Source organism: Pelobium manganitolerans, from assembly GCF_003609575.1.
Taxonomy (GTDB): Bacteria; Bacteroidota; Bacteroidia; order Sphingobacteriales; family Sphingobacteriaceae; genus Pseudopedobacter; species Pseudopedobacter manganitolerans.
The window spans coordinates 82,887-108,734 of sequence record NZ_MBTA01000012.1 but is presented as its reverse complement, the minus strand read 5'-3'; the positions used below and the strand labels follow the sequence as shown (position 1 = coordinate 108,734).

The 25,848-nt window shown below is 42.4% G+C and carries 21 protein-coding genes; 11 read left to right on the top strand and 10 right to left on the bottom strand.

Annotation, left to right across the window (positions count from 1 at the left end; genetic code table 11):
• Positions 1–26: 26 nt before the first annotated feature.
• The 3 genes from BCY91_RS07075 to uvrB form a co-directional block, all read right to left on the bottom strand.
• A complete protein-coding gene (locus tag BCY91_RS07075) occupies positions 27–680 on the bottom strand; it encodes a FadR/GntR family transcriptional regulator (RefSeq protein ID WP_120181263.1) in 654 nt (217 codons plus the stop codon).
• Positions 681–898: 218 nt separating this feature from the next.
• Positions 899–1,171, bottom strand: a complete 273-nt coding sequence (locus BCY91_RS07070) for a DUF4834 family protein (RefSeq protein WP_120181262.1) — start codon at positions 1,169–1,171, stop codon at positions 899–901.
• A gap of 51 nt (positions 1,172–1,222) precedes the next feature.
• Complete coding sequence (gene uvrB, locus BCY91_RS07065; RefSeq protein WP_120181261.1) at positions 1,223–3,256, bottom strand: excinuclease ABC subunit UvrB; 2,034 nt, start codon at positions 3,254–3,256, stop codon at positions 1,223–1,225.
• 178 nt (positions 3,257–3,434) lie between these two features.
• Between uvrB and BCY91_RS07060 the strand changes: the two genes are divergently transcribed.
• Positions 3,435–4,691 carry a polysaccharide deacetylase family protein gene (locus tag BCY91_RS07060; protein ID WP_120181260.1) on the top strand — a complete coding sequence of 419 codons (1,257 nt, stop codon included), beginning with the start codon at positions 3,435–3,437 and terminating at the stop codon, positions 4,689–4,691.
• Positions 4,692–4,759: 68 nt separating this feature from the next.
• Here the strand turns inward: BCY91_RS07060 and BCY91_RS07055 are convergent, their stop codons facing one another.
• The 7 genes from BCY91_RS07055 to BCY91_RS07020 all read right to left on the bottom strand — a co-directional run bounded on the left by BCY91_RS07055 (position 4,760) and on the right by BCY91_RS07020 (position 16,505).
• Complete coding sequence (locus tag BCY91_RS07055) at positions 4,760–9,874, bottom strand: T9SS type A sorting domain-containing protein (protein ID WP_120181259.1); 5,115 nt, start codon at positions 9,872–9,874, stop codon at positions 4,760–4,762.
• Positions 9,875–10,249: 375 nt separating this feature from the next.
• Positions 10,250–10,699 (bottom strand): hypothetical protein, encoded by a 450-nt coding sequence (locus BCY91_RS07045; RefSeq protein WP_120181257.1) that lies wholly within the window; start codon positions 10,697–10,699, stop codon positions 10,250–10,252.
• A 33-nt stretch (positions 10,700–10,732) separates the two neighbouring features.
• Positions 10,733–11,722, bottom strand: coding sequence for a hypothetical protein (locus BCY91_RS07040; RefSeq protein WP_147387919.1), 990 nt, complete (start codon positions 11,720–11,722; stop codon positions 10,733–10,735).
• Between the two features lie 179 nt (positions 11,723–11,901).
• Positions 11,902–12,555, bottom strand: coding sequence for a response regulator transcription factor (locus BCY91_RS07035; protein ID WP_120181255.1), 654 nt, complete (start codon positions 12,553–12,555; stop codon positions 11,902–11,904).
• A gap of 54 nt (positions 12,556–12,609) precedes the next feature.
• Positions 12,610–13,686 carry a sensor histidine kinase gene (locus tag BCY91_RS07030; RefSeq protein ID WP_182995326.1) on the bottom strand — a complete coding sequence of 359 codons (1,077 nt, stop codon included), beginning with the start codon at positions 13,684–13,686 and terminating at the stop codon, positions 12,610–12,612.
• Positions 13,687–14,021: 335 nt separating this feature from the next.
• A complete protein-coding gene (locus BCY91_RS07025; protein ID WP_220699448.1) occupies positions 14,022–14,687 on the bottom strand; it encodes a response regulator transcription factor in 666 nt (221 codons plus the stop codon).
• Positions 14,688–14,732: 45 nt separating this feature from the next.
• Positions 14,733–16,505, bottom strand: a complete 1,773-nt coding sequence (locus tag BCY91_RS07020; protein ID WP_120181253.1) for a tetratricopeptide repeat-containing sensor histidine kinase — start codon at positions 16,503–16,505, stop codon at positions 14,733–14,735.
• 282 nt (positions 16,506–16,787) lie between these two features.
• Between BCY91_RS07020 and BCY91_RS07015 the strand changes: the two genes are divergently transcribed.
• The 10 genes from BCY91_RS07015 (at position 16,788) to BCY91_RS06970 (ending at position 25,846) form a co-directional block, all read left to right on the top strand.
• A complete protein-coding gene (locus BCY91_RS07015) occupies positions 16,788–17,276 on the top strand; it encodes a hypothetical protein (RefSeq protein WP_147387918.1) in 489 nt (162 codons plus the stop codon).
• Positions 17,277–17,356: 80 nt separating this feature from the next.
• Entirely contained in the window at positions 17,357–18,502 is a 1,146-nt protein-coding gene (gene bshA / locus BCY91_RS07010; protein ID WP_120181251.1) for an N-acetyl-alpha-D-glucosaminyl L-malate synthase BshA, read from the top strand.
• A gap of 354 nt (positions 18,503–18,856) precedes the next feature.
• Entirely contained in the window at positions 18,857–19,558 is a 702-nt protein-coding gene (locus tag BCY91_RS07005) for an HmuY family protein (RefSeq protein WP_120181250.1), read from the top strand.
• A 4-nt stretch (positions 19,559–19,562) separates the two neighbouring features.
• Entirely contained in the window at positions 19,563–20,333 is a 771-nt protein-coding gene (locus BCY91_RS07000) for an HmuY family protein (RefSeq protein WP_120181249.1), read from the top strand.
• 79 nt (positions 20,334–20,412) lie between these two features.
• Positions 20,413–22,704 carry a TonB-dependent receptor gene (locus tag BCY91_RS06995; RefSeq protein WP_120181248.1) on the top strand — a complete coding sequence of 764 codons (2,292 nt, stop codon included), beginning with the start codon at positions 20,413–20,415 and terminating at the stop codon, positions 22,702–22,704.
• Positions 22,705–22,717: 13 nt separating this feature from the next.
• Entirely contained in the window at positions 22,718–23,281 is a 564-nt protein-coding gene (locus BCY91_RS06990) for a hypothetical protein (protein ID WP_120181247.1), read from the top strand.
• Positions 23,282–23,300: 19 nt separating this feature from the next.
• A complete protein-coding gene (locus BCY91_RS06985; RefSeq protein ID WP_120181246.1) occupies positions 23,301–23,858 on the top strand; it encodes a biliverdin-producing heme oxygenase in 558 nt (185 codons plus the stop codon).
• Positions 23,859–23,964: 106 nt separating this feature from the next.
• A complete protein-coding gene (locus tag BCY91_RS06980; RefSeq protein ID WP_120181245.1) occupies positions 23,965–24,543 on the top strand; it encodes a thiamine pyrophosphokinase in 579 nt (192 codons plus the stop codon).
• Entirely contained in the window at positions 24,540–25,025 is a 486-nt protein-coding gene (locus BCY91_RS06975) for a GNAT family N-acetyltransferase (protein WP_120181244.1), read from the top strand. The genes BCY91_RS06980 and BCY91_RS06975 overlap by 4 nt, the downstream gene beginning before the upstream one ends.
• Positions 25,026–25,159: 134 nt before the next feature.
• Complete coding sequence (locus BCY91_RS06970) at positions 25,160–25,846, top strand: zinc metallopeptidase (RefSeq protein WP_120181243.1); 687 nt, start codon at positions 25,160–25,162, stop codon at positions 25,844–25,846.
• Positions 25,847–25,848: the final 2 nt, after the last annotated feature.

Here is a 25,848-nt window from a genome sequence, read left to right as displayed (position 1 = left end):
GACGTTTCACAATCGAACATCTCTCTTTAATACTGGTGCCTGATAATTCTTTTTACGGTTTCAAAAGCCTTTTCTGCTTCTTGCTTAATGATATGTTGCAGAAGCTTCTCGTGCAGGGGATGCGATATCTGAAAATCGGTAGTTTCTGTATAGATGCTGATGAACCAATTTTTCACATGTTTAGATGATGTTTGGTATAAATCTGTCAGCAATTCGTTTCGAGATGCTTCCGCCAATGCCGTGTGGAAGTTAATGTCGGCTTCTATACAATTTAAGATGTCGTTGGCTTCGGCATAAGAAATGCGTTGATCTAAATATTGGCGTAGCTTGGCAATGTCCACTTCGGAGCGGTTCAGCGCAGCTTTCTCGGCAATTTTCATCTCCAAAAGTTGCCTAACTTCTTGCAGTTCTTCAATATTGGCGCGTTTTAGACGTTCATCTAAAGCGCCATCTTGCGCGTTCACGCAGTTTACAAAAGTTCCTAAACCCTGTTGTACGCGTAAAAAACCGGCATTAGAGAGTAACTTAATGGCTTCGCGGATGCTAGACCTGCCAACGCCGAAGCGTTTCATAAGCTCGGGTTCTATCGGCAACTTCTCGTCCAGCAGATATTTCCCCTTTATGATATCTTTCCTCAAGGCTTCCGCAACTTCTTCGGCCAAAGATTTCTTTTTGATCATTTTCTAAAATTCATCATATCATCAGATGATTTCAAAAGTAATGATTTTAAGATAAACCGAGAAATTCGACTTAAAAATCACACACCTTTACTTTTCCCTATGGATTCCGCTTAGCGTAGCAAGTATCAGGCATCAAAACTGCCGATATTTTGACTTTTTACCTTTCCCTTTTTCTGCCTTTTACTAATGACCAATGAATCTTGAACTAATGAACTTTCTTACTTCACCTCCTCGTAATCCACAAATTCACCGGCATTATCTAAACTCGGTTTTTTCTGTGGTTTTACCGGCGGAACGTAATCTACGGAAACGGTACCTTCTGGTTTTTGGTTTTGGTTATGATATTTCTCGTAAGCAGCTTGTTGGTTGTTCATCTTCTCCTGCATGTTGCTAACCACCTTCTTGAATAAAAAAGGCAGAAAAATACGCGCGAGTGCACGCAACAGATAAAGCACGCAAATGCTGATGATTAAAAACTTCAAAAATCCCATCGTTACAAATATAATTTTTTCTTAAAGTCCGACTATAATTATAGCGTAATGTTACGCGCCAAACTTTTCTACCATCATTTTTTCTAGCGCATACATCTCGTCGCGCAGTTTGGCAGCCAACAAAAAGTTGAGCTCCTTGGCAGCGGTTTGCATCTCTTTTTTTGTTTTCTCCAAAGACTTTTTCATATCTGCTTTGGTCATATAAGCTACAATTGGATCGGCGGCCAAAGTAACCTCGGCATCTTCTTCGGTATAAATTTGCTGCACGCCACCTTTAAAATCCATAACAGAAGTTTGCTCAATAATAGCTTCTTTAGATTTGCCTACTGTTTTAGGCACAATGCCATGCTCTTCATTGTACTTAATCTGCTTCTCGCGCCGGCGCTCTGTTTCATCAATCGTTTGTTGCATAGAGTCCGTAATGGTATCGGCATACATAATTACCCGGCCACGGTCGTTACGCGCAGCGCGGCCAATGGTTTGTATCAAAGAACGTTCGGAGCGTAAAAAGCCCTCTTTATCGGCATCTAAAATGGCTACCAAGGAAACTTCGGGCAAGTCCAAACCCTCGCGCAATAGGTTAATGCCTATCAGTACATCAAATTCGCCCAAGCGCAAACCGCGTAAAATTTCTACACGCTCTAAGGTCTTAATTTCCGAGTGGATATAACGCGCCTTAATATTCAAGCGGTCCATATATTTCGCCAATTCCTCTGCCATGCGCTTGGTTAAGGTAGTCACCAAAACGCGGTCGCCCATTTGAATGGTTTTATCTATCTCATCCAGCAAATCATCTACTTGGTTGCCCACCGGCCTCACCTCAATCAGCGGATCTAAAAGCCCTGTTGGGCGAATCACCTGCTCCACAAAAACGCCTTCGGTTTTCTCCAGCTCATAATCGCCAGGGGTTGCACTTACGTAGATGGTTTGTGGCGCTAAACTTTCAAATTCGGTAAAATTAAGCGGGCGGTTATCTAAAGCAGCCGGTAGGCGGAAGCCGTATTCAACTAAAGAAAGCTTGCGCGAACGGTCGCCACCGTACATTGCACGTATCTGCGGAACGGTCACGTGGCTTTCATCAATCACCATCAGGTAATCATCCGGAAAATAATCCAACAAGCAGAAAGGCCTTGCGCCAGGTTTGCGGTTGTCAAAGTAACGCGAATAGTTTTCGATACCCGAACAATAGCCCAGCTCGCGCATCATTTCTAAATCATAATTGGTACGTTCTTCCAGGCGTTTGGCTTCCAGATATCGCCCATCACGCTCTAGCTGCGCTTTACGGTCAACCATATCTTCGCCAATTTGGTGCAAAACACTGGTAAATCTATCCCTTGGCGTCACAAAAAGGTTTGCCGGGAAAATCGCAACCTGATCCATTTTCTCCAGCGTTTTGCCACTGGCGGGGTCAATGGCCGAAATCTCTTCGATATCATCACCAAAAAAAGAAATGCGGTAGGCCAAATCCAAATAAGCCGGATAAATATCTACCGTATCGCCCTTTACTCTAAAAGTTCCGCGCTTAAAATCTGCGGTAGTGCGGGCGTATAAAATCTCGACCAAACGGTGCAAAAAAGCGTTGCGACTGATGCGCGTGCCTACCCCAAAGCGGAAAACCGAATTAGAAAAATCTTCGGGGTTACCCATACCGTAAATGCAGGAAATGGACGAAACCACAATCACATCGCGCCGGCCGCTCATGAGGGCAGAGGTAGTGCGCAAACGCAATTTTTCTATCTCATCGTTAATCTGCAGGTCTTTCTCTATGTAAGTATTGGTAGTGGGCAAAAAAGCCTCGGGCTGGTAATAATCGTAATAAGACACAAAGTAGTTTACCGCGTTATCCGGAAAAAACTGCTTAAACTCGCCGTACAACTGCGCGGCAAGGGTTTTATTGTGGCTTAAAATAAGCGTGGGCTTTTGGGTTTGCTCAATTACGTTGGCCACCGTAAAGGTTTTTCCCGAACCCGTTACGCCCAGCAAAGTCTGGTAATTTTCGCCGGCCATTATGCCGTTCACTAATTCTTTTATGGCAGTGGGCTGGTCGCCGGTGGGTTGGTACTGTGAGCTGATTTTAAAATCCATTCCTCAAATATAACTATTTAAAAAAGCTTCGTTGCGAGGCAAAAAAAGGGATCTACCTTTTGCAGGTAAATCCCTCATCATCAAACCTTATAAGAACATCGAAGTTCTGTGTATATAGACGAAATTTATTGGCTTTTGGTTTAGGCTTTTCGCCAGATAATTGCATTTTTACTTTACAATGGCTTTATGGGTTTATACCGAAAAATTGAATGCGCGCATTGCGTATGTGTTTAAACAGCTCTTTGGGCAGTTTTTGGGCGTGGAGGTGGCTTTTTGTACAGATGCTGATGAATTTGCAACAAAGGCTGGCGCAAAAATTTGCTATGCCTCACAAGCTTTAGGCCATGCACCGTTTTTTAAGAAGCATCCTTTTATAGACGAAGTTGGTGTTGCTACGGTAGATTTGGCTTTCGCCGATTGGGAAGGCTTAAAAATCCCGTTCGCCGTAGATACATCGGCTTTGCCATTTGATGTTTTTGCTGCCAGTTTTTACCTGCTATCGCGCTATGAAGAGTATTTAGATGCGGAAAAAGATGTTCACGGACGTTATCCGGCGAAAGCTTCTTTAGCTTTTAAAAACGTTTTTTTGAACAGACCGTTAGTGGATGAATGGGCTTCGTTACTGTCCCGAATGATTAAGCAACGTTTTCCGGAATTTGAAACTAAACCGCGTACTTTCCGTTTTATCCCCACTTTAGATATCGACCGCCCGTATTATTTTCGTAATGAAGGATTCTTACGTAAAGCTGCCAAATACGTGCTTAACGGCTTTAAAAAAGATCCCTTTGATATTTACGAGCAAGTGCGTAAATGGGATGAAGAGTTTGGATTGCAAACGCAGTATTTCTTTTTAATGGGAAACAAGCACGCAAATGATGTGTCGCCGGGTGCTAACGATAAGCTTTATCAAAAAGTGATAAAAGAGGCAGTGCAACATCACCATGTAGGTTTACATCCTTCGTATTACTCCAACCAAAACTCGGGCGCCATAAATAAGGAAAAGGAAGATTTAGAACAAATCTCGGGAACAACAATTTTTAGAAGTCGGCAGCACTATTTGATGTTGCAATTGCCAGAAACCTACCGAAATCTTATTGCAGCGGGTATCCGCGAAGATTATACTTTGGCTTTCGCCGATGCGGCAGGCTTTAGGGCGAGCACCTGTTCGCCATTTTTTTGGTACGATTTGCTGCAAGAACAAGAAACAGATTTATTGTTGTATCCAACGGCGGTGATGGACCAAACCCTACGGCGTTACATGGCTTTACAACCTGAAGAAGCTGTACAGGAAATCACAAGCCTGATGGATGCTATAAAAAATGTTAAGGGAACTTTTGTAAGCCTGTGGCATAATGAATCTATTAATGACTTTGGCGTATTTAGAGGTTGGAAAAAGGTGTATTTGGAGCTGTTGCGTTTAGGAGCTGAACAATAAATAAAATGTTCCGGTCTGGTATTGACCGGAACATTCCATTAATCAAAGATTTAGGAAACGACTTCTACCTATTTCCTTACCAAAATCCGTCTCGTAACCACCTTATTGTCCTTTAATTTTAGCCGGAGCAGATAAACCCCCGGCAACAAAGTTTTAGGCAGTACCATCGTTTTAGCTTGTTGCAACTGCGAAATTATTAGCTTTCCGCTCAAATCATAAAGCTGTGCCGATTGTACCACATCATTAAAATGAATTACTTCTGTAGCTGGGTTTGGATAAACCACAAACTCGGCGCCGCTGAAATTGAAGCGTAGCGAACGGATTTCGCTGTACTCAAACTTTCCGTTGTTATCAACTTGTTTTAAACGGTAATAATTCACCGCATTTGCTGGTGCGTCATCTTTAAAGCTGTAGCGAATGAGTGTGTTGCTGTTTCCTTTGCCTTTCACTTCGCCAATTTTAATAAAGGTTTTTCCGTCTTCGCTGCGTTCTACCTCAAACCTATCGTTGTTTTGTTCGCTGGCCGTTTCCCACGTTAAACGGGCGGTATGTCCATCGGCGGAAGCCAAAAACTGCACAAGCTTAACCGGTAAAGTGCCCACTACCTCGCCCAAAGCGAACTGAGAAAAGGAGCTGACACCGTTTGCGCTGGCAGTTACCACTTCGCTGTTTACGCTAGCGCCTTGTGGCACGCCGGCTAAAGCCCAAGGATAAGAACTATAATTATAATCGCGTTTGATTACCGCAAAATTAGTTGCGGTAGAACTGCCCAGCGGAGCTGATAAAGTGACATTATATGTTCCCGCTGTTGGCTGCGCATTTGGTGTGATGTTCCAGCTGCCGCCTGCCAAAGTTTGGGTAATGCTCCCGCTGCCTTGGGTAATGTTCGGCTGCCCCGCAATAGCTGCATTGCTAAAGCTGGCGGTAATCTCACTGGTACCCCCTAAACCGTTCGGTTGTAGCGTAACTGGTGTGTAAGCGCCTGCAATACCTACAGGAAACTCGTAGTTGCCACTTCCATTGATACTTCGTTTTAAGTAACCCACCACATAGGCGTTAGCATTACCTGTAGCTGTTGCGTTAGGATTGCTCATGGTTAATACATAACCCGATGTATTTAACTTACCGTTTGTGAGCGTTAGGTTGCCGGTTAGGGTCATTGGTCTATTTACTACATTTAAGCCTGTAGTATTGTTAACCTCAACGGAATTATCCACAACCTGCCCTGCAAAATAAGTGGGGTCAAAACTCGCCGGCCCTCCTGCTCCAAAAACCAGTTTTCCCGAGCCGGATATCGGGCTGTACGTTCCCGACCCAAATCCGTAGAAAGTTCCGCTTCCGCTAATGTTGATGATTCCATTATTGATAATTCCGGCAGGTGTATAAAAGCTAGACGGCAGCGTGAGTGAAGTACCAGACGCGATTTCCACTGCAGCAGCGGCAGTTCCGTAGCTTGGTGGATTACTAGGATACTGACTTGCGGCGCCAAAAACGGCTTTTACCTCTGCCGTAGGCACACCGTTTGTCCAGTTGCTGGCGGTGTTCCAGTTGGTATTGGTGGTGCCTGTCCATGTGGTGGTGCCGGCTTTAATGCCAATGTAAAAGCGGGTTTCTCCGGTAGTAGAAAAAGGTGCTAAGCCAGTGGCTGTAACGGTTATTATTCCGCTATTTTCACTAAAAACAGCGTTTTCTACAAAAGTCCAATAGCCGGAATTGTTTAACCGAATTAAGGCATAATCGCTTATATCGGCTCTGCCATTGGTGTAATTTGATGTTTTTAAAACCAAATCTATCGTACCCGAGGTGGATACAACATTTGGAGTAATACTCCAGTAACCCGAATTAAGAGATGTTCCATAAACATCATTTCCTTTTTTTTGAGCGAAAAAATTACTGGTAGAACCTCCATCAAACCTAACCTGATATTGCGAAGTATTCACAATATTATGGTTGGTAATGGTAATTGCACCGTATTTTCTCCCGCCCGTATAAGTAGAGGTTATATAGTTCCCGATTGGGAAATCATACGTACCATTGCTGCTTACTGCTTTTTTAATTTGGCCTACAATATGGTTAATGGGTGCAGTTATTTCTAAAGTAGCATTAGGGTTAAGCTGTACAATATGATCTGGTTCTGCAGCACTACCCGAGAGTGTATTTACCGGCTTACCTGAAATTACTTTCAAATTGCCCCCGTAAGTACCGTTAATGTTAATTTCATTGGCATCACCAATATTTACTTCAACGTCGCAATTAATAGTTCCTCCGTTTTGTAATACAGGATAAGAGCCAACCTTCAAAAACACAACTTTTCCGCTACCGTTGATAAACGGTGCATCTATGTATTGACCTGTGATTGCGTTATAAGACCTGCGTACCGGTAATGTGCTATTTGCATTAGCTGTAGTATTTACGGTAATTATACCATTGTTAATTACATCATTAGTTACCACTAAACTATTTGATAAATTTACGTCAACTCCGGCATCAATAGTTAAATTGTTTAAATAAGATTTGGTTTGATTATATATTAAAGGATAATTGCTTAAACCTGCAGGAATAGTAGCTTTTACTAATGAGTTAGGTACACCGTTGCTCCAGTTGCCCGCATTGTTCCAGTCGGTATTGGTAGCGCCTGTCCATATGCTTGTACTAACAGTCAAAGGTTCAGATAATGGTGCTGACATTACTGCGATGGCGAAGTCACCAAAGCTCTCCAAATCATTTTGACTGACAGAAATTGCCGAATTTTGGAAATTAGGGCTTGATCCCGAGCCACCTGTTTGGCTACGGTTGCCTAAACTTCCTTCAAAACAGTACACTGCACTTACAGGTGTGGTTTTTAAAGCTAAGTATTTGCTGGCGTCCGTATCACCATTAGTAGCATTGTTTTTATTTAATGTGATGCTATAAGTGCCCGAAGTTGGTGTTGCATCGGCAGTGATAGTCCAATATCCATTATTGCTAAAGCGGTTTACCGTACTCCCTGCAATATTCAAATCAGGAAGAGTAGGGCTGCCGGTTTTTGTCCCTACCGTAATACTATTTACCCCGCTTAAAGTATTGGTGTTAATAGTTACAGGTAAATAATAGCTTGATTTACCTACCGGAAAGCTATAGCTGGTGCCAGCAGCAATATGGTGGGTAAGTTTGCCATCAATATAATTGGTAGCATTGGCGCCTGTTATTGCATTGGCATTAGTATTGGCAATAATTATATTACCGGTAATTATTACTGCCGAACCTACAAATTCTACAGTTTTATAAGTACCGGAAGCACTTAAATTCACATTGGTTTTTAAGCCCAATTGGTTACTTAAACTACCAACATAAGCCATAGTCGCAGAACCTGTTCCGTTAAATTCCAGGGTTCCATTTCCATCTATCGCTCCTGCATTATAGCCTGTGAAATAGGTAAATCCAGAAACAAGAATTTTTAATGTACCGTTTACCTGTAATTTGTCCTTAATGGTAAGATTACTTGCAGGTAATACTGCCGTAATACCGTTATTTATGATTACCCGACCTACTGTCGTAGCTGCAGATACCGTAGGCTGATTAGCCGTGTTGGTATCAAAAATAGCTGTTGTACTTATATCGGCTATACCGTTGCTCCAGTTGCCGGCATCATTCCACGCTGTACTGGCTGCGCCTGTCCATGTAGTGGTTTTTGGAGATGCAATTTGATTAATGGTTCCTTGCGCAATGTAGCTATCGGCTTTTACGCTTGCGTATAAGGGAAAGCGTGTACCAAAATCAGTATCTAATAAAAATGGCGTTAGGGTATTGTTGCCTAAAGTAATAGCCGTTTTAAAATCATCAGCAAATGCAAAGTTTGTACTGTTTTCGGCAATCAGTTCCACTTTCTCTATGTTAGCTTGCGCTACTTTAGTTACATTGTAATTAGCGTCGGTAAAAATTAAGGCGTTGTAACTGTCTGGAACCAAATAATTTCCTATAGTAGAAAAAGCAGTTTTATGTGCGTAAAATATAAGGCTACCATCTGAACGTACATGCAATTTTTCTGCACCGGTTAAAAACCTGCTGTTATTTGGTACGGGTATAGTTGGTGTAGAATTGGTGATGTTGCCTGTGGCAATGTCTAATTTTAACATACCGCTCCATGTGTATGTGCTTGTAAATGTATTAAGGTTTGGCAACGAGCTGTAAGGCGCAATGGGTGGTGGGGTATTGTTTCCACCAGTATAACCGTAAGAAGCATAAACTGTTGCGCTGTTGGGGTCAACCGCTTTTAGCGAAACACCCCAAGTGGTAGATTGAAACCAAGTTCTTGCCCCGGTATTGTCTAAGCCCATTAAGCAATTGTAGTACGAACCAAAGCTGCTAGGGTGGGTAGCGGTTAAGGTTGTGCCTTGTGATATGAAGCTGGCATCGATAGTGCTGATTATGTTTACCACCATACTGCCGTTGTTGGCTACAAATTGCTTTGGTGCGTTTACAACAAACGACAAGCCGTTGCTGCCTGAAAACATCTCATGGTGCCATACTTCATCGCCGCTGCTGTTGTATTTAATAATGCGTGTTGGGTATTTCTCAAAATAGGGGCTGCCGCTATCGGTAATTTGGTTGTTGGAAGTAATAATGGTATAGATAGAGCCATCGCTCATCACTTGTAGGCCATTTACGTTGGGCAGGGTTGTACCGCTTGAACCATAAGCAATGTTTACACCTGTATTAATAGGTTTTACCCATTGTACTACGCCCGTTTTACTGGTTTTGATGAGTTTTGCGCCGTAACCGGTTTCTACAAAGCCATCGCCGTAGTCGTTGCCGGGAAAAGTGCCCGTCATGATACTAAAAAGGTTGCCGTCTTTGTCTATCACATGGTTGTTGCCCATTGAATTGTACAGGTTATTCTCTCCAACATTTCTTTCGAATACCTTTAAAAGGGTTTGTTGGCCGCTGGTGCTTACTTTTCCGTATATCCATTGTTGTAAAGGGTAAACGCCATAACCTCCGGCATCGTAATTATTGCCTGCAAATTGGTTTTTACCGCCCATCCGGGCTACGAAATAGAGGTCGCCATCGCTGGCATAACGCATTTCATCTACAGCAGTCATACCACCGCCAAAAGCAAAGGCAGTGGTTACGCCATCCTGAGCTTTTGAAATTCCTGCAAAAGCAAAATATCCAAGCAGGAAAAAGAGTAAAAGTTTTTTCATATTAATGAGTTTAATAGCGAAAGCCGCGCTGCTTTTTACGGCGCGACTTGGTTAGAAATTCATTTACCTAGGAAGCCCGCATCTACAGATGAAGGTAACAGCTGGTCAGCAGCCATCTTCCGACCCTCATACAAATCTGCTTTGCCTAAGTATCCTTTTAAACTGTCAGTTTGAGGCTCTTCCAATGCTATTATGTTAATGGAAGCGTCATGTTGAACGATAGTGAAACATCTCACAAATAGGTTCCAAATGCGATATTCAGACTTGCTGGTGAGATTTCTTATACCTCGAGATGATGTAAAAAAGTTTTGACTTAATAACATTGGGTCTTCTTTCTTAATGAAGTTTCAAAAAGTGCAGCTGTTTTCTTTATAACTAGAACGTAACGTCAAAATCTCCCGTAACAGCGCCACTGCTTCCGTCAAAACTAAATTTCCCTATCATAGAGTTGGCAGTGGAAGCAGTTATTTCTACAGAGCCAGATTGGCTTCCGCTAGCAGGTACTAAATCTTTACCTCCTTTAATGTAGCCCCATTTTACTGCTGGACTTTGAATTTTTCCAACTCCTGCAGCGCCTGTAATTATAACTGTAATCACATCATTAGCAGTGTTTTTTGCAGTAATTGTATAATTGTTTCCACTTTTTACAGTTGTAACCGAACTGGCTTCAAACGTTCCTGAAACCCACTTACCATTTTCGAAAGTGGAGGTAGTAGCTGTGAGTTTACCGCTAGAATTAACTTTTACTTCACCATCATCTTTTTTGCAGGATGTTAAAGCTAAAAGCGCTAGAATAATGAAGCTGAATTGTTTGATTGTTTTCATATTGTGCTTGTTTTAATGGGTTGAATAAAAATGTTAATTGCTAAAAGGATTGTAAATCTCGTCGCCCATAAATTTCCAGGTCTGCGCAACCTTACCGCTTGCGGTTTCAATTAAATCGCAATTGGTATAGTCGTTTGCGGCGCCTTTGGGCGATGTAAACTTGCCATAGCTTGCCAAAACGTATTTGGTGCCGCTTACGAAGCTCAAAGAAAGCGTGTACTGGTCGGCATCCGCAGGGATGTTTAAGGTGTAAAGCACGGTAGATGTTGGCGCATCTTTCTTCACATCTTTTATTCTTATTTCGTATTTGCCCGTAACGGATGTTTGCTGCGCGAAAACCAGTTTGGTGGCATCGTTGGAAAGACTGATTTCGCTGATTTTATTTTGGTCCTTTTCTTCGTTAGCCAGTACATTAAAGCTGTTGCGCTCATCAAAAGTGCCGTTTACAATTAAGGCAAAGTAGCCACCAGAAAGCAGCACGCCTTTTCCGTCGGCACTTATCCAATCCGGATCCGAGACGCCGGCATAAACAGATACATTAATTTCGGCTTCGCCGGTTCCATCAGCCTTGATAGAGAATGTTTTGGAAGGCGTTTGGTTAGGGAAAGGTTTGCCGGGCAAAGTGTATATGATTTGTCCATCCGCGGTAGCTTTTATTAAGCCTAAATCTGTAAATGCGGCAAAAGTTTTAATGGTTTTTTTGTCGCTGCCGTCAAGCTTGCAGGTTTTCAAAAAGAAAGGTTTGTCGTAAGCCTCGGTGTAGATGTAGGCGATGCGCTCGGCTTTTGGGACGTACACCGCCTCAGCAATGTAATTATTGCCGGTGTTGCTGCCTTCTGATGTCACCAATTTACGGTTTGCACCTTTTAAATCGGTGCTGTAAATGTTAAGGGTGTCGACGTAAAACACGGCGGTGCTGGCGCCGTTAGAAGCAGGCGGATTGTTGTCGGCATCGTCATTTTTTGAACAGCCGAAAAAAGTGAAGCTAGCAAGCGCTAGTAGTAAAAATATCTTGTTCATCATGTTGGTTTGATAAGCAAAGTTGCCTTAATAAAGGCGCGCTATCCATACGAAGAACTGCGTATTTTAAAGAGAAATTCAAAAAGAAAAAGTGGAAATTCAAAAAACCTTAGGTGTCTTAAGACTTACTACTGACTGTTCACCAAATCCTACTCACCACTCCCTATTCGCCATTCACCAACTCATATAATCCTATTCTTCACGGCCACATCCAATGCGGTGGTTTTATTGTTCACCTGCAGTTTGCGGTAAATGTTTTCAATATGTTTGCGCACCGTTCCGTAACTGATGAATAAGTTAAGGGCGATTTGCTCGTAACTGAGTCCGCTTTTTAGCTGGTTTAACAGTTCAATTTCTCTTTTGGTGAGGCCGAAATCTAAGCTGTGTTGTGGATGATTTTGTAACGGGTTACGTAAAAGATGGAGAACCCTGACAGCCACGCCGGCCGACATGGCTGCGCCGCCAGAAAGCGTTTCCATGATGGATTGGCGAAGATGTTCCGCAGTTGCCTCTTTCAGCAGATAACCGTTGGCGCCTGCCATAATTGCTTTGAAGATGTTTTCATCATCATCAAAGGTAGTCAGCATAAGCACCTTTATTTCCGGATGTTGTTTTTTAAGTGCAGAGGTCGCCGCAATACCGTCCATGCCGGGCATTTGAATGTCCATCAGCACCAAATCAATATTTTTGTTCCTAATTTCGGAAAGCAGTTCGTAGCCGTTAAAACCTACTGCAACAACGGAAATTTCGGGATAATTGGCTAATTTGTTTAGACATGCTTTTAAGGCAAAACCATTGTCTTCTGCAACAGCAATTTGAATTGGGTTTGGCAACATGCAACAAACTTGTGCATAATATGAAATGCTGTAAATACGCAATGTTGCGTATATCTATCCTATAAAATCAATGTCATACCGGGTTCCGCCATTTACCTTACTTTTGAGTTTCAATTTGCCATTGATAGCTGTTACGCGGGCAACCATGTTTTTTAACCCATAACCTTTATACCCAATTTCACTATCAAACCCACAGCCGTTATCGCTCACATGCAAACTCAAAAGCCCAGCGTTTTGCGTTAGTTTAACACTAACTGCTGTGGCGCCCGAGTGTTTTAGGGCATTGTTGATGATTTCCTGAAAAATCCGGAAGATATTAACCGCCTGCTTGGAGCTGATGATACGGTTTTCTTCAAAACTGAACGATGTTGCAAATCGGATAGTTTTTTTGATTGCCCTGGCCTTATCAATGAAATTCATCATTTTGTGCTGTAAATCTTCTAAGTGGATCTCATCCGAATTAAGCACCCAAAGTGTATTGCGCAGTTCGGTTATTGAATCATTACAACAATCAGAAAGTTCCTTGAGTTGGGGCGCAAGGGCATCGTCTTCAAATTGTGGCGATGATTTTAGATTGTCTAATATAGAGCGGATAAAAGTGAGTTGGGAGCCGATATTATCATGCACGTCACGCGAAATCTCTAATCTTTGTTCTTGAATGCGCTTTACGCTTTCCGCATAATTTAATACATACTGTACCTCAAATTCTTTGTACATCATCATGCTCCTAACAGAAATAAGCAGGTACACGAAAAGCATAAAAACCGGCATCCCAATTAAGTCCATATCTACGGATGGCACATCTAAAAACTTGGTAAGCACAATCACCAGTATCAGAAAAACAAGAACATTGCCCGCAATGTAAAGGATAAACTCTTTTGCCCAAGCCTTTTTAAGTCGCATATACAAACTCTCCTCCGTGGATTTTTGGAGTTGTGCCGATGTTAAAAAAGCCCACGCTTTTACACAGTACACGAGTGTAATTATTAGGGTAAACAGGTTCAAAACTTGGTAAAACGAACCTTCGTCATAAATCATTCGCCTAAAAACCTCTTGCTGTTCTGCTGTATTCTGTAGCCAGATATAAATACCGTAAGAAACGGAGATGAATGGCACAAGTAAACTAAGCAAGATATTTTTTTTAACCGGACTATTTAGTAGGCTTTTAACATAAAAATAGATGAATGGCCCAAACATCAGCGGGAAACTGAATGCAAAAAAACCTAAAGGAACCAGCCTGTAATTACTCCAGTATAGGATTAATAAATTAATGAGGCATGTGATAATGACCGTAAAAAATATCAGAAAAAACGCCACCCTAACTTTTAGCGCTTCCAGACGGTTTAAAACGATTGGCAACACCATCAAAAATAAAACCAGACATACGGTTAGGTTAAGATATAAAACAAAAGGCGCCTTGTGAAGCATATTTAAACCAGCTTTTTAACAATCAACTCGATTATAAATCAAATAATCCTATTCTTTACGGCCACATCCAAGGCGGTGGTTTTATTATTCACCTGCAACTTGCGGTAAATGTTTTCAATATGTTTGCGTACGGTTCCATAACTGATAAACAAATTGGTGGCAATCTGCTCATAACTTAATCCGTTTTTTAATTGGTTTAGCAGTTCTATTTCCCTTTTGGTAAGGCCAAAATCGGCCACCTGTGGCAACATATTTTGGGGCGGGTTTCGCAAAAGGTTTAAAACTTTAAAGGCCACGCCCGCCGACATGGCCGCACCTCCAGAAAGCGTTTCTATCACGGCCTGACGTAGGTTTTCTGCATCGGCTTCTTTTAAAAGATAGCCGTTGGCGCCGGCCATAATCGCTTTAAAAATGTTTTCATCATCGTCAAAAGTAGTGAGCATCAGCACTTTTATTTCCGGGTGCAATTTTTTGAGTTCAGCAGTAGCCTCAATGCCGTCCATGCCGGGCATTTGGATGTCCATCAAAACCAAATCAACCTGATGTTGGCCCACGTTTTTCAACAGCTCTATCCCGTTAAAGGCAGTAAATACAACCTTAAACTCACGCTGTGCCGAAAGTTTTTCAACGCAGGCCTTCAGCGCAAAGCTGTTGTCTTCGGCTATGGCAATGTGAATGGGCATTTTAAGAGTTTCAACAAACATCTTTAAAAAAATTAGCGCATTAAATACGAATACCTGCGTATAATATTAAACCGAAAACGCGATGTTAAACCGGGCACCTTTGCCCGCTTCGCTGTGCATAGTTAATCTTCCTTTAATGCTTTCGGCACGGGCCTGCAGGTTTTTTAAGCCGTAGCCACCCCACTTATCGTTTAAATCAAAGCCTTTACCGTCATCGCTTACATTGATGTTGATAAACCTGTGTTTCCCAGTTATTTCAATATGTATTTCCTGTGCCTCGGCATGTTTCATGGCGTTGTTTATCAGCTCTTGCACCATCCTAAAAAGGTTTGAAGCCACAAAGGCCTCCAGCGCATAATCTTGATCTGTTTGTAACGAGATATCGATATTTGGCTTACTGCCGTGGTAAGGTTTTAGATATTCGCGTAACTTTACTACAAACTCTTCTAAAGCAAATTCTTGCTTGTTAATGAGCCACACCGTGCTGCGCAACTCTTTAATGGTATGCTGCAACATCTGTTTGGTTTGCTGTAAAGTATCGTTTTCTGCCTGGCGCAAGGCAAGGTTTTGTATGTTGCTGTTTACAAAAGTGAGTTGCGCGCCAATGTTATCGTGTAATTCACGCGATATGCGCAGTTTTTCTTCTTGGATCTGGTGGCGTGTTTCTGCCGTGGCCAATTTAATTTTTGTGGCTTGCCGTAAACGGTACCGGCTAAAAGCCAAAGAGGCAATAACGCCCAGGGCAACAAAGGCCGCAATAACGCTTATAATCGTAAGGTTTCTTTCGTGCAGCCTTAATTGCTGGATTTTATTTTCCTGACTTAAAAGCTGGATTTTACGATCGCGGTTTTTGGCGTCAAACTCCTCGCGTAGGCGAGCCAATTCTTTGGTGTTTGCCAAATTTAAATATTGGTCTTTTGCTTTGGCTCCTTCCTTTAAATAAGCAAGGGCTTTCTCATAGTTGCCACGTCTTTTCTCGTTTTCGCTAAGGTTTTCCAGCGTTTCGTGTATTAATTCGCCGGCATCAATCTCTTTTTCCAACAATAAAGCTTTTTGCAATTCCTTATCAGCTGGGGCATAATTGCCCATCTCGCTTAGCAAATTCCCTAAATTATTGCCAATAGCTGCGCTAAGCCATTTATTTTTGGCTTTTTCGGCGTAACTAACCGCCAACCGATAGTACAAAATAGCTTCGGCAGGCTTCTTTTGTACTTTAGCCAAAATGGCTAAGTTATTATAAGTCAAGCAAACGCGGTCGTTAATGTTGTTTTCTGTATAAAATTTTAAGGCTTTTAGGTAATTGTGCTTTGCTGCATCAAACTGCATAAGTTGCTCAAGCGCCGCGCCTTTATTGTTGGCCAAATCGGCTAAGGTGCGTTCGTCTTTTGCTTTAATTGCGTAAGTTTCGGCAATGTTGTCGTATTTGAGCGCTTCGGCAAACTTGCCCAAACTCAAAAAAACAGCCCCTATATTTTTATTTACCTTGGCGCGTAAAGAAAAAGCCGTGTCGGGCATAAAATCTAGTGCTTTTTGGTAAAATTTTATCGCTTCTGCGTTGTGGCCCAAATCTGCCCGTGCGTTGCCAATTTCATTATAAGTTTGCGATAATAAATAGGGCGAATTGCTGCCTGCTTTTAAAACATGATTATAAGTACTAATAGCCTGTTTGGGTTGCCCGTTTCGGGCATAATATTGCCCCAATTTATTCCAGGCATTTATTTTTTGAGATTTGGATTTGCTAACCGCTAAAAGTTTTTTTAAGCTATCGAGTTCTGTTGCCGATGCTGCGGTAATCAGTATCAGTAAGGGTAAAAACAGATATATTCGCGACAGTTTCATCCTATCAGTTAATGTTTTAAAAGCTAAAACGCCTTGGTAGCAACGTTTTTGGCGTCAACTAAAATAGTAACATTTTCGTGATGGGCATGTGGGTCCGTATTTTTTTTCTGTGCGGATTTTTTTTGAGTTAAAAGAGCTAGACAAAGCTATTTCTGGTGGTGCTGTTTTTTGCCTAGTAGCATATGGCATTTTGTCGTAACTTATGAAACGTAAAAATCGGGTTGCATAAATCCGTACCGAAACCAGATAGAACAAAAAGGCGCGGTAATTGTTTAAACCAATATGATGAATACATTTATACCCTTCAAAAAATATTTTCTGATGTGCTTTTTAGGCGCATCTTTAACATTCAGCAGCGCTTGTTCTAAAAAAACGGTGAACCCCGAGGTGCAACGTCTGCAATCGCAACAGCAGTTGCTAGATTTGAATTCGAAGCTTAATAAGCTAAATCTTTCGTTGGAAAAACAGCTCGAAAAAGTAAAAAGCTTGGTGGCCGACGTGGACAAGGCTAACGAAAAGGCAAATAAATCTGCCGATGAAGCTAAAAAGCGTGCAGCCAAACTGACTAAAAACCCGGGAGATGCTAAGCTAGCAAAACAATCTGAGCGGGCATCTGACAAAGCAGGCAAAGACGCCAAAAAGGCAGTGAAAATAAATGCCAAGCTTGAAGATGTAAATAAGGAAATCAAAAAAACGCAGAAAGAGATTAGCGCTATTGAGGCTACATTAAGCGAATTGAACTCGAAGATTGATTACGTGCCTAATCAGTAAGCGCCAATTTATAATCTTACATTCCCTTTACTTGATTGCATGGTGAAAAAACTAATTTGGACGCCGTTTAAAATATATAAATGAAGATAGGTATTGTTTGCTATCCAACCTTTGGAGGTAGCGGCGTGGTAGCTACAGAGCTGGGTAAGGCTTTGGCAGATAATGGCCACCAGGTGCATTTTATCACTTACAGTCAGCCTGCCCGCTTAGATTTTTTCTCGGAAAACCTGTATTACCACGAGGTTTCTGTATCGCAGTATCCTTTGTTTGATTATGCCCCCTATGAACTGGCCCTATCTAGCAAAATGGTGGATGTTGTACGTTTTGAGAAACTGGATATTTTGCATGTGCATTACGCCATTCCGCACGCATCTGCCGCTTTTATGGCCAAACAAATTTTGGCTACTTATAACATTCACATACCGGTAGTAACTACTTTGCATGGTACGGATATTACTTTGGTTGGGCGCGACGTTACGTTTAAACCTGTGGTTACTTTTTCAATTAACCAGTCCGACGGGGTTACGGCCGTATCAGAAGATTTGCGCAAATCAACTTACGATCATTTCGAGATTAAAAAAGACATACGCGTAATCCCCAACTTTATAGATCATGTGCGCTTTAGCTTAAAGCCGAAAGATCATTTTAAGAAAGCAATTGCGCCTATGGGCGAGCGCATCCTTACCCACACCTCTAACTTCCGGAAAGTGAAGCGCACGCAAGACGTGATGCACATATTTAAAACCGTGCTAGAGAAAGTGCCAGCAAAGCTATTAATGGTGGGCGATGGCCCCGAGCGGGTAAATTGCGAACAATTGTGCCGAAGTTTGGGCATTTGCGAACATGTTCGGTTTTTAGGGAAACAAGAAGCTGTTGAAGAAATTCTTTCCGTTTCCGATTTATTTTTGATGCCTTCTGCCTCAGAAAGCTTTGGTTTGGCGGCTTTAGAAGCTATGGCGTGCAAAGTGCCGGTAGTTTCTTCTAACACCGGCGGTTTGCCAGAGCTGAACATAGATGGCGTAACCGGATTTTTAGATGCCGTAGGTGATGTTGAAAGCATGGCTCAACACGCCATCCATATTTTAGAAGATGATGCCCGTTTAGCCTTGTTTAAAGAAAATGCTTTAAAACGAGCCTACGAATTTGACTTAAACCGCATTTTGCCGATGTACGAAGCTTTCTACAATGAGGTGATTGAGCTGAGCCGAGGAAAGAGTGAATCTTAAATGAGAAAAGGATGAAGCGGAATGACGATTTTGAAGAGTAAACCCTAAAGATCAGAAACTTGAATTTGACGTGGTTTTTGAGCGAGAAGCGTCGTAAAAACGTAGTCAAACTTATATATTTTCCGCTTCATAGCTTATTAAAAAAGCGTCAGACTTATGATTTTTCTGGTTAAACTATTTTTTTTCACCGACAAATCACACATCTCAAATCTCACATCACACATCTCCCGTCTCATATCTAAAATCTCCCCTCTCCCATCCTACCTTAAAATAATCCCCATAAAATAAGGGATGTTCAAATAAAAGCGCCATATTTGCGTTCTTATTTGGAATAAATTTAAATAAAAATAAGTGATGGAAGAATTCGGGCGAAGCTTAATGATGATAACCTTATGCTTAAGCACGTTTTTATATTCGTGTAAAAAAGACGAACAACAAAAAAGTTTAGAAGACGGTAAAAGCACCGTGGTGTACGACTTAGCGGGCGATACCAACGCAGCCATGGGCAGTACCGGCGAAGGCAAAGAACAAAAGCCTTTCCGCGCTTTTTTGTTCCGCTTTGCAGATAAACAGCAGATTTGGCTAAAAAATGCAGCCGACTCTGCCAAATATCTCAAAAGCAACGATTGGGACATAGCCTTCACCGGTCCTTACAACAGCGAAATATTTGTAAACAACGGAAGCAAAAACGGAAATCCCGGTTATGGCGGTACAGCAAATGGCCAAATCATTAAGCTGGACCAAGCTTATGAAACATTGGACCAAGCCCCCGCCGACAGCGAATTTGCTAACAGCACGTTGAACAAAATAGGCTGGGCTTCTAATGACGACTCTGCCGGATGGTTCACCTACAGCCTAAACCTGCACATGATGAACGCCATTAGAAACAGAGTTTACGCCATTAAACTGCCCAACGGCAAATACGCCAAACTGGAAATCATCAATGCTTATAAAGGTAACCCGCCAAGCATTACCGAAGCCTACTGGCCGGCGCCGTATTATACTTTTAGATATTACGTGCAGGCCGACGGTAGCCATAACCTAAAAACCAGATAAGTAAATGGAAGTGAATTTGACGAAATCAGCAGCTTTAGCTTTATTTATTTGCGGCGCCTTAGCATTTACCGCATGTAGCAAAAAAGACGATGATCCCGTAACGAAACCGGAGGAAACACGCACAGTTGAGTTTAACAAACTGACCAGAGTAGAAAACTTCTCTGTAAATGCAAATTTAATGGGCGGTACTGCTGGTGATCCCGTGTTTTTTAGTTTAGAAACCCAAAAGCAAATCCCTGCCGAGCAAAAGAACACCAAAAATTGGGACCTTGCTTTTGCCAACATTCTTAACAGCTTCGTATCAGGGAACAATGGTGCCGATAAAAAAAATTACGGTTACGGCAATAAGGCTACAGGTGGCGTGTTAATTGTTGAAAAGCCTTTTGAGGAAGTTACAAACGTCCCAGAAGCCAGCAAGTTTTTAACAGGCAAAGACGTGTACGGCACGGATCCCGCCGGAGACCTGAGCGACGGAAACTTACCGGGTTGGTATCTTTATGATTTTGACGGAACAATAATAGGCAATGGAAGTGCAGCAAAAACCCATATAGCCTACGCTTTAGGCAACCAAATTGAGTTGAGCAATGGCAACCCAGCACCAGTCCGCACCTTGCTTGTGCGCACTGCAAAAGGGAATTTTGCAAAAATCCGGATGATCTCGGTATACAAAAACCAGTTTCTGTGGACAGACTGGAAGAAAGACTCGGAGAAAACCTATCTCACTTTTGAATATGTTTTAGTTCCGGCAGGCAGTACAAAATTCGAGCTTAAATAATCCGGTGGCACAAGGCAGGCTTTTTCTTATTTCTCTGTTTATTTTGATAGCGCTCTCTCATGTTGCGCTGGCACAAAATATGCGTTTTACCCTTTCGGGAAGGGTAAGGGACAACCATGGACAAAATTTGCCGGGCATCAGCGTACAGTTGCTTCCAGACAATAAATACACCCAAACAGATGCAAACGGCAACTTTAGCTTCGCCAATTTATACGAGGGCATTTACACGCTAAAGTTTAGTGCTGTGGGTTACGCCAGCATCGCGCAAAGCGTAGAAATTGAGGGCAAAAATACCAATGCCAGCTTTGTAATGACGCAGAGCGATATCGGTTTAAACGAGGTGAGCGTTACCGGCACTAAGCAACCGCCGGATAATTTGATCAACATCCAAAAAGGCGCCATGCCCGTAACCGTGATTGATAAGCGCACGATTGAACTTCTGGGAAGCCGACGGTTAGATGAGGTGCTGAAAGAACAAACCGGCATTGCCATTGTAAACAATATTAAGGGCGGTTCGCGCTCGGTAGGTTTGCAAATGCAGGGTTTCGGCAGCGAGTATGTAATGGTATTGATTGATGGACAGCCCATGGCAGGCCGTAATGATGGCAATTTTGACCTTTCGCGCATCAGCGTAAACAACATAGAGCGCATTGAGATTATCAAAGGCGCTTCTTCTTGTTTGTTTGGCAGCGATGCTTTGGGCGGCTCCATAAACATTGTAACCAAGCACAGCACCCTTCAGCCACAAGCATTTGCTTCCTTAAAATATGGCTCTTTAAACATTACGGATGCCACTTTAGAGGGTGAAACCCCTTTCGCGTCGCAGCGCGGTTCGGTGAATTTGGTGGCAAATTATTACCACACCAACGGCTTTAATACCGACCCTAAATATATAAAAGGCCTTACTGCGCCACCTTATGATAATTACGATTTACAGGGCAGGGCGCGCTATCAGGTAGCAAAAACGTCTTTTGTGGGCCTAACGGGACGCTACGCGGTGCGCAAATCTTTTATGGATAAAAACTTTGGTTTGGGCAACATTACAGAAGATGAGCAGACCGAGAAAGACCTTAACCTTTCGGGATATTTTAACAGCACCTTTAAAAGCGGATTGCAAAGCCTAAGCCGATATTATTTTACGCGTTTTCAAAATAATAACAGCGTACAATGGCAGGCTACCGGAAGCGTGGCCGGTGAAGATGTTTTTGTGCAAACCTTCCACCGGTTTGAAGAGCAACTGAGCTACGCCGTAAACAATGCTTTTAAATTTACCGGAGGCTTTGGCGCAGGCCTAGAAAGTATGCAGAACGATGCTTTTAGCGTTGCACCTAAAGATGTGTTCTCGACCTTTGCTTATAGCCAGGCAGATTGGACACTAAACAAGAAGTTTGGCTTGGTTGGCGGTTTACGTTACGATAGGCACAACAGTTATGGTGGCCGGTTAAATCCCAGCTTAGGTTTGCAATACCATATTAAGCCACAGCTGAGCTTAAAACTGGCGGGCGGCAGCGGGTTTAAAGCCCCCGATTTTAAAAACCGCTACTTGGTGTTTTATAATCCCGCAGCTAATTACAGGGTAATTGGCACCGAGATTTTGGAAAGCACTTTGCAAGAATTGCAAGATGAGGGGCAAATTAGCGAGGTGCGCGAGTATTTGGTGAAACAGCTGGGCCAAAATTTGCAGGCAGAAAAATCAAACTCATTAAACCTAAGTTTTAGCTACCAAGCGCATAAAAATTTAAAGCTAGAGGGTGGCTTGTTTTACCATCAGATAATTGATCAAATTAATGCCATACAAGTGGCTACCGGCACTAATAATGGACAAATCTTCACCTATCAAAACTTGCCGGAAGTAATAAATAAGGGCGTCGAGTTTTCTTTTGGCTTTAAGCCGATAACAAATCTGGACGTCCATTTTGGTTACCAATATTTGGAATCAAAGGACCAGAGCGTGGCCGATAAAATTAGCGCTGGAACCTACCCTTACAATAAAATCCGCAACAGCGAAACCGGCGAAACCCGCGATGCCAAACCTTCGGATTATTGGGGGATAGAGAACCGATCGAGGCATATGTTCAACTTTAAAACATTGTACACCTTGCCAAAAGCGGGCCTAACGGCAAACTTTAGAATCAACTACCGTGGCAAATACCCTTTTGCAGATACAAACAACAATCAATTCATTGACCGGTACGATCATTTTGTTGATGGTTATTTCCTCTTTAATCTTTCTGTCGAGAAAAAAATTCAGGAAAAACTGAGTCTGCAAATAACCGCCGACAATTTGTTTGATTATTACCACAGAGATATCCCAGGACAGTCCGGCAGGGTAATTTTGGCTGGCATCTCTTATCGTTTATTCAAAAATTAAAACAATCATAAAAATGAAAACAAAACACATCTTAACACTTGCAACTGGATTATTGATAGGCTTTACAGCTTGTAAAAAAGACGATGACGAAGTTGGCTATAAAGCTTCAGCGGTGGAAACGGTTTCTTTCTCGTCTCCAAAAGAAGCTGCGCCGGGACCGTCTGGAGATTTCGGAGTTTGGTATTATAACTTCGACACAAAAACGTCTTCTGAAAATGTCGGACAGGTCAAATTTTTCGGCTTATATAGCGGAGATTTTGGCCTCGCGAATGAGGGTCTGTCTCTCGGCTACGTTGACGTAGACGGAAAAACTTTGGCTACATTGAGCTTGGAAGACATAACAAAAGCCGAATTAACCTCAGTTGAAAAACTAAGCACAGGTACTTGGTATACGTATGGTGAAAACCACAGTACCCCGCCTATTGCTAACCGCTATGTAGTAGTTTACACAGGTGCCGATATTAAAACCGCTTCAAATATATACATCATACAATTGAACAGCCTTGGTTACGAAAAGAAAGAATCCGGCAAGTATGTTGGCAAAATTTCTTTCTCTTTCAAATCATTCAAAAAATAAACCTCAAAATCCGAAAACCATGTTGAGCGAAAAAATTAAAGAAGCCACCAAGCAACCACACCAGGAACTGGAAAAAGTGGTGGTGCAAAAGTTAAAAGCCATAGCATCTGAGGCCGATTATGTGGAATTTTTGAGCAACTTCTACGCCTATTTCTCCAGTCTGGAAAAAGCTTTTCAGCCTTTTATCACCGCAGAGGTATTGCCAGATTATAGCAGCAGACGTACTTCTGATTACCTAAAAAAGGATATTGAAGAGTTAGGCGGCAGCACCGAAGGTTTAAGCGCAACAGTGCCAAACGTAAACAATGTGCAAGAAGCTATTGGCGCATTGTACGTAATGGAAGGCTCTATCATGGGCGGTTTTGCAATTGTAAAAATGCTCGAAAAAGCGGGCATCACTAAAGGCCTATCTTTTTTCTCAGGCTACGGCGCAGAAACCGGCCAAAAGTGGGGCGCCTTTATAGGTGTTATGAACAAAATCGCACAAAGCGAAGCAGAGCAGGCGCAAGCCATTGCAACCGCCGGCGAAACTTTCGCTTTGTTTGGCGACGTTTTCAAGCAAAGAGAACTAGCCTAATTATTAGGATAAAAAATAGCCCCAGCCAAATCGGCTGGGTAAGCCCGGTCAAAAAAGCATCGGGCTTTTTTGTTTGTTGCCTTTCATATTTACTAACTTGCCAGCCATGTCTAGCCACCACATTGTTAGAGAAAAACAAGAGCCTGCACTGCTCATTTTAAATCTTGACGGTTTTGATGCAGAAAATTTGGGCCAATTACTGGAATGGTCGCCGGTGATTATTGTTCCGCTTTCCCTGTACGAAAAACTTTGGTCAATGGGTATAAAGGTCGACGTAATTTTGGTGCCATATGGCGAAGCGCCAATTCAGCTGCAGGAACACGCAACAATGTTTAACGCACAAACCAACGTGCTAGATGCGGCCTTTGCCTATTTAATCAAAGAAGCATTCCCGGCAGTAAATGTAATTGCGGCAGAATTTAACCCCATCAGCTATCGGGCAATCGCAAAGCAATTAGATTTAGTGGTATTTGCCCAAGGCTGGAAAAACTTTGCCGTTAAGTCTGGCTTCCAAAAGTGGAAAGCTGCCGGTGAGCGTGTACGCATCCACGAGCCAACAAAAATCAGTAACTTAAAGCTTAGCGGGCTTAAAGCGCTTGGCGCGGATGAGTTTCTGACGGCAAATGACGGCTTTTTCTCGCTCAGTTTCGATGATGATTTGGTATTTATAAGCGAAGAACTATGATGACTGTTAGAAGGGCATCTGCGGAAGATGCACAAACCATCGGCGATTTGGCTAAACAGATTTGGCCAGTGTGCTATGCCCATATCATTACCCAAGATCAAATTGCGTTTATGCTTGCAGAGGGCTATTCTGATGAAGCTTTAACGGCCCAAATGAAAGCCGGACAAACTTTTTTCATTTTAGAAGATGACGGACAACCTTTAGGATTTGCCAGCCTTAGCGCAGAAAGCGCCGATGTGTACAAACTGAACAAGTTGTATGTGCATCAACAATTGCATGGCAAAGGCGCCGGAAAAATGCTCATCCAAACGGCAGAGGCCTACGCCAAAGGTAATTGCGCAAAGCATTTGATTTTAAACGTAAACCGCAACAACCAAGCGCAGCATTTTTACCATAAAATGGGTTTCACTATAGTAGAAGAAGTGAATATAGACTATCACGGTTACGTTTTGGATGATTATGTTATGGCAAAAAACCTCTGATATTGCCAAATTGACATCTTGCAAAGCCTGTTTAAATTGCCAAAAACCACCTTATGTCACAAATTAGCTATTAAATGGCAGAAATTTTTGAAAGGTGTGTTTTTTGATTATCATTAAAGAATTAATTTAAAGAAATGGCAATTATTTTATTCATTGTCATTGCATTAGCAGGTTTTGCAGTGCAATGGAGATTTAAAAGTAAGTTTAAGAAGTACTCGGAGATTCCAATCTCTTCTGGTTTAAGCGGGGCAGACGTTGCACGCAAAATGCTTTCAGATAGTGGTATTTACGATGTAGAAATTATATCTGTTGATGGCCAGTTGACGGACCATTACAATCCGGCAAACCGCACCGTAAACCTTTCGCCAGATGTTTACCACGGACGCAGCATTGCGGCAGCAGCCGTTGCAGCGCACGAGTGCGGACATGCCGTACAACATGCACGTGCATATTCTTGGCTACAGTTCCGTTCGGCAATGGTGCCCATAGTAGGCGTTGCATCAAACCTAATACAGTGGGTGTTGATGATTGGCGTTTTAATGATGGTATTTAGCGGAAACCCAATTGTTTTAGCAGTTGGTGTGGGTGCTTTAGCGATATTAACCCTTTTTAGTTTTGTAACCTTACCGGTTGAATTTGATGCCAGCCGCAGGGCTTTAGCTTGGTTGCAAACAGAAAAAGGCGTTATGCAAACCAGTGTAGAAAACGCCCAAGCCAAAGACGCACTTTGGTGGGCCGCCATGACTTATGTTGTTGCTGCGCTGTCATCTCTGGCTACTTTGGTTTACTACGCATCTATGCTTTTTGGTAGAAGAGACTAAGT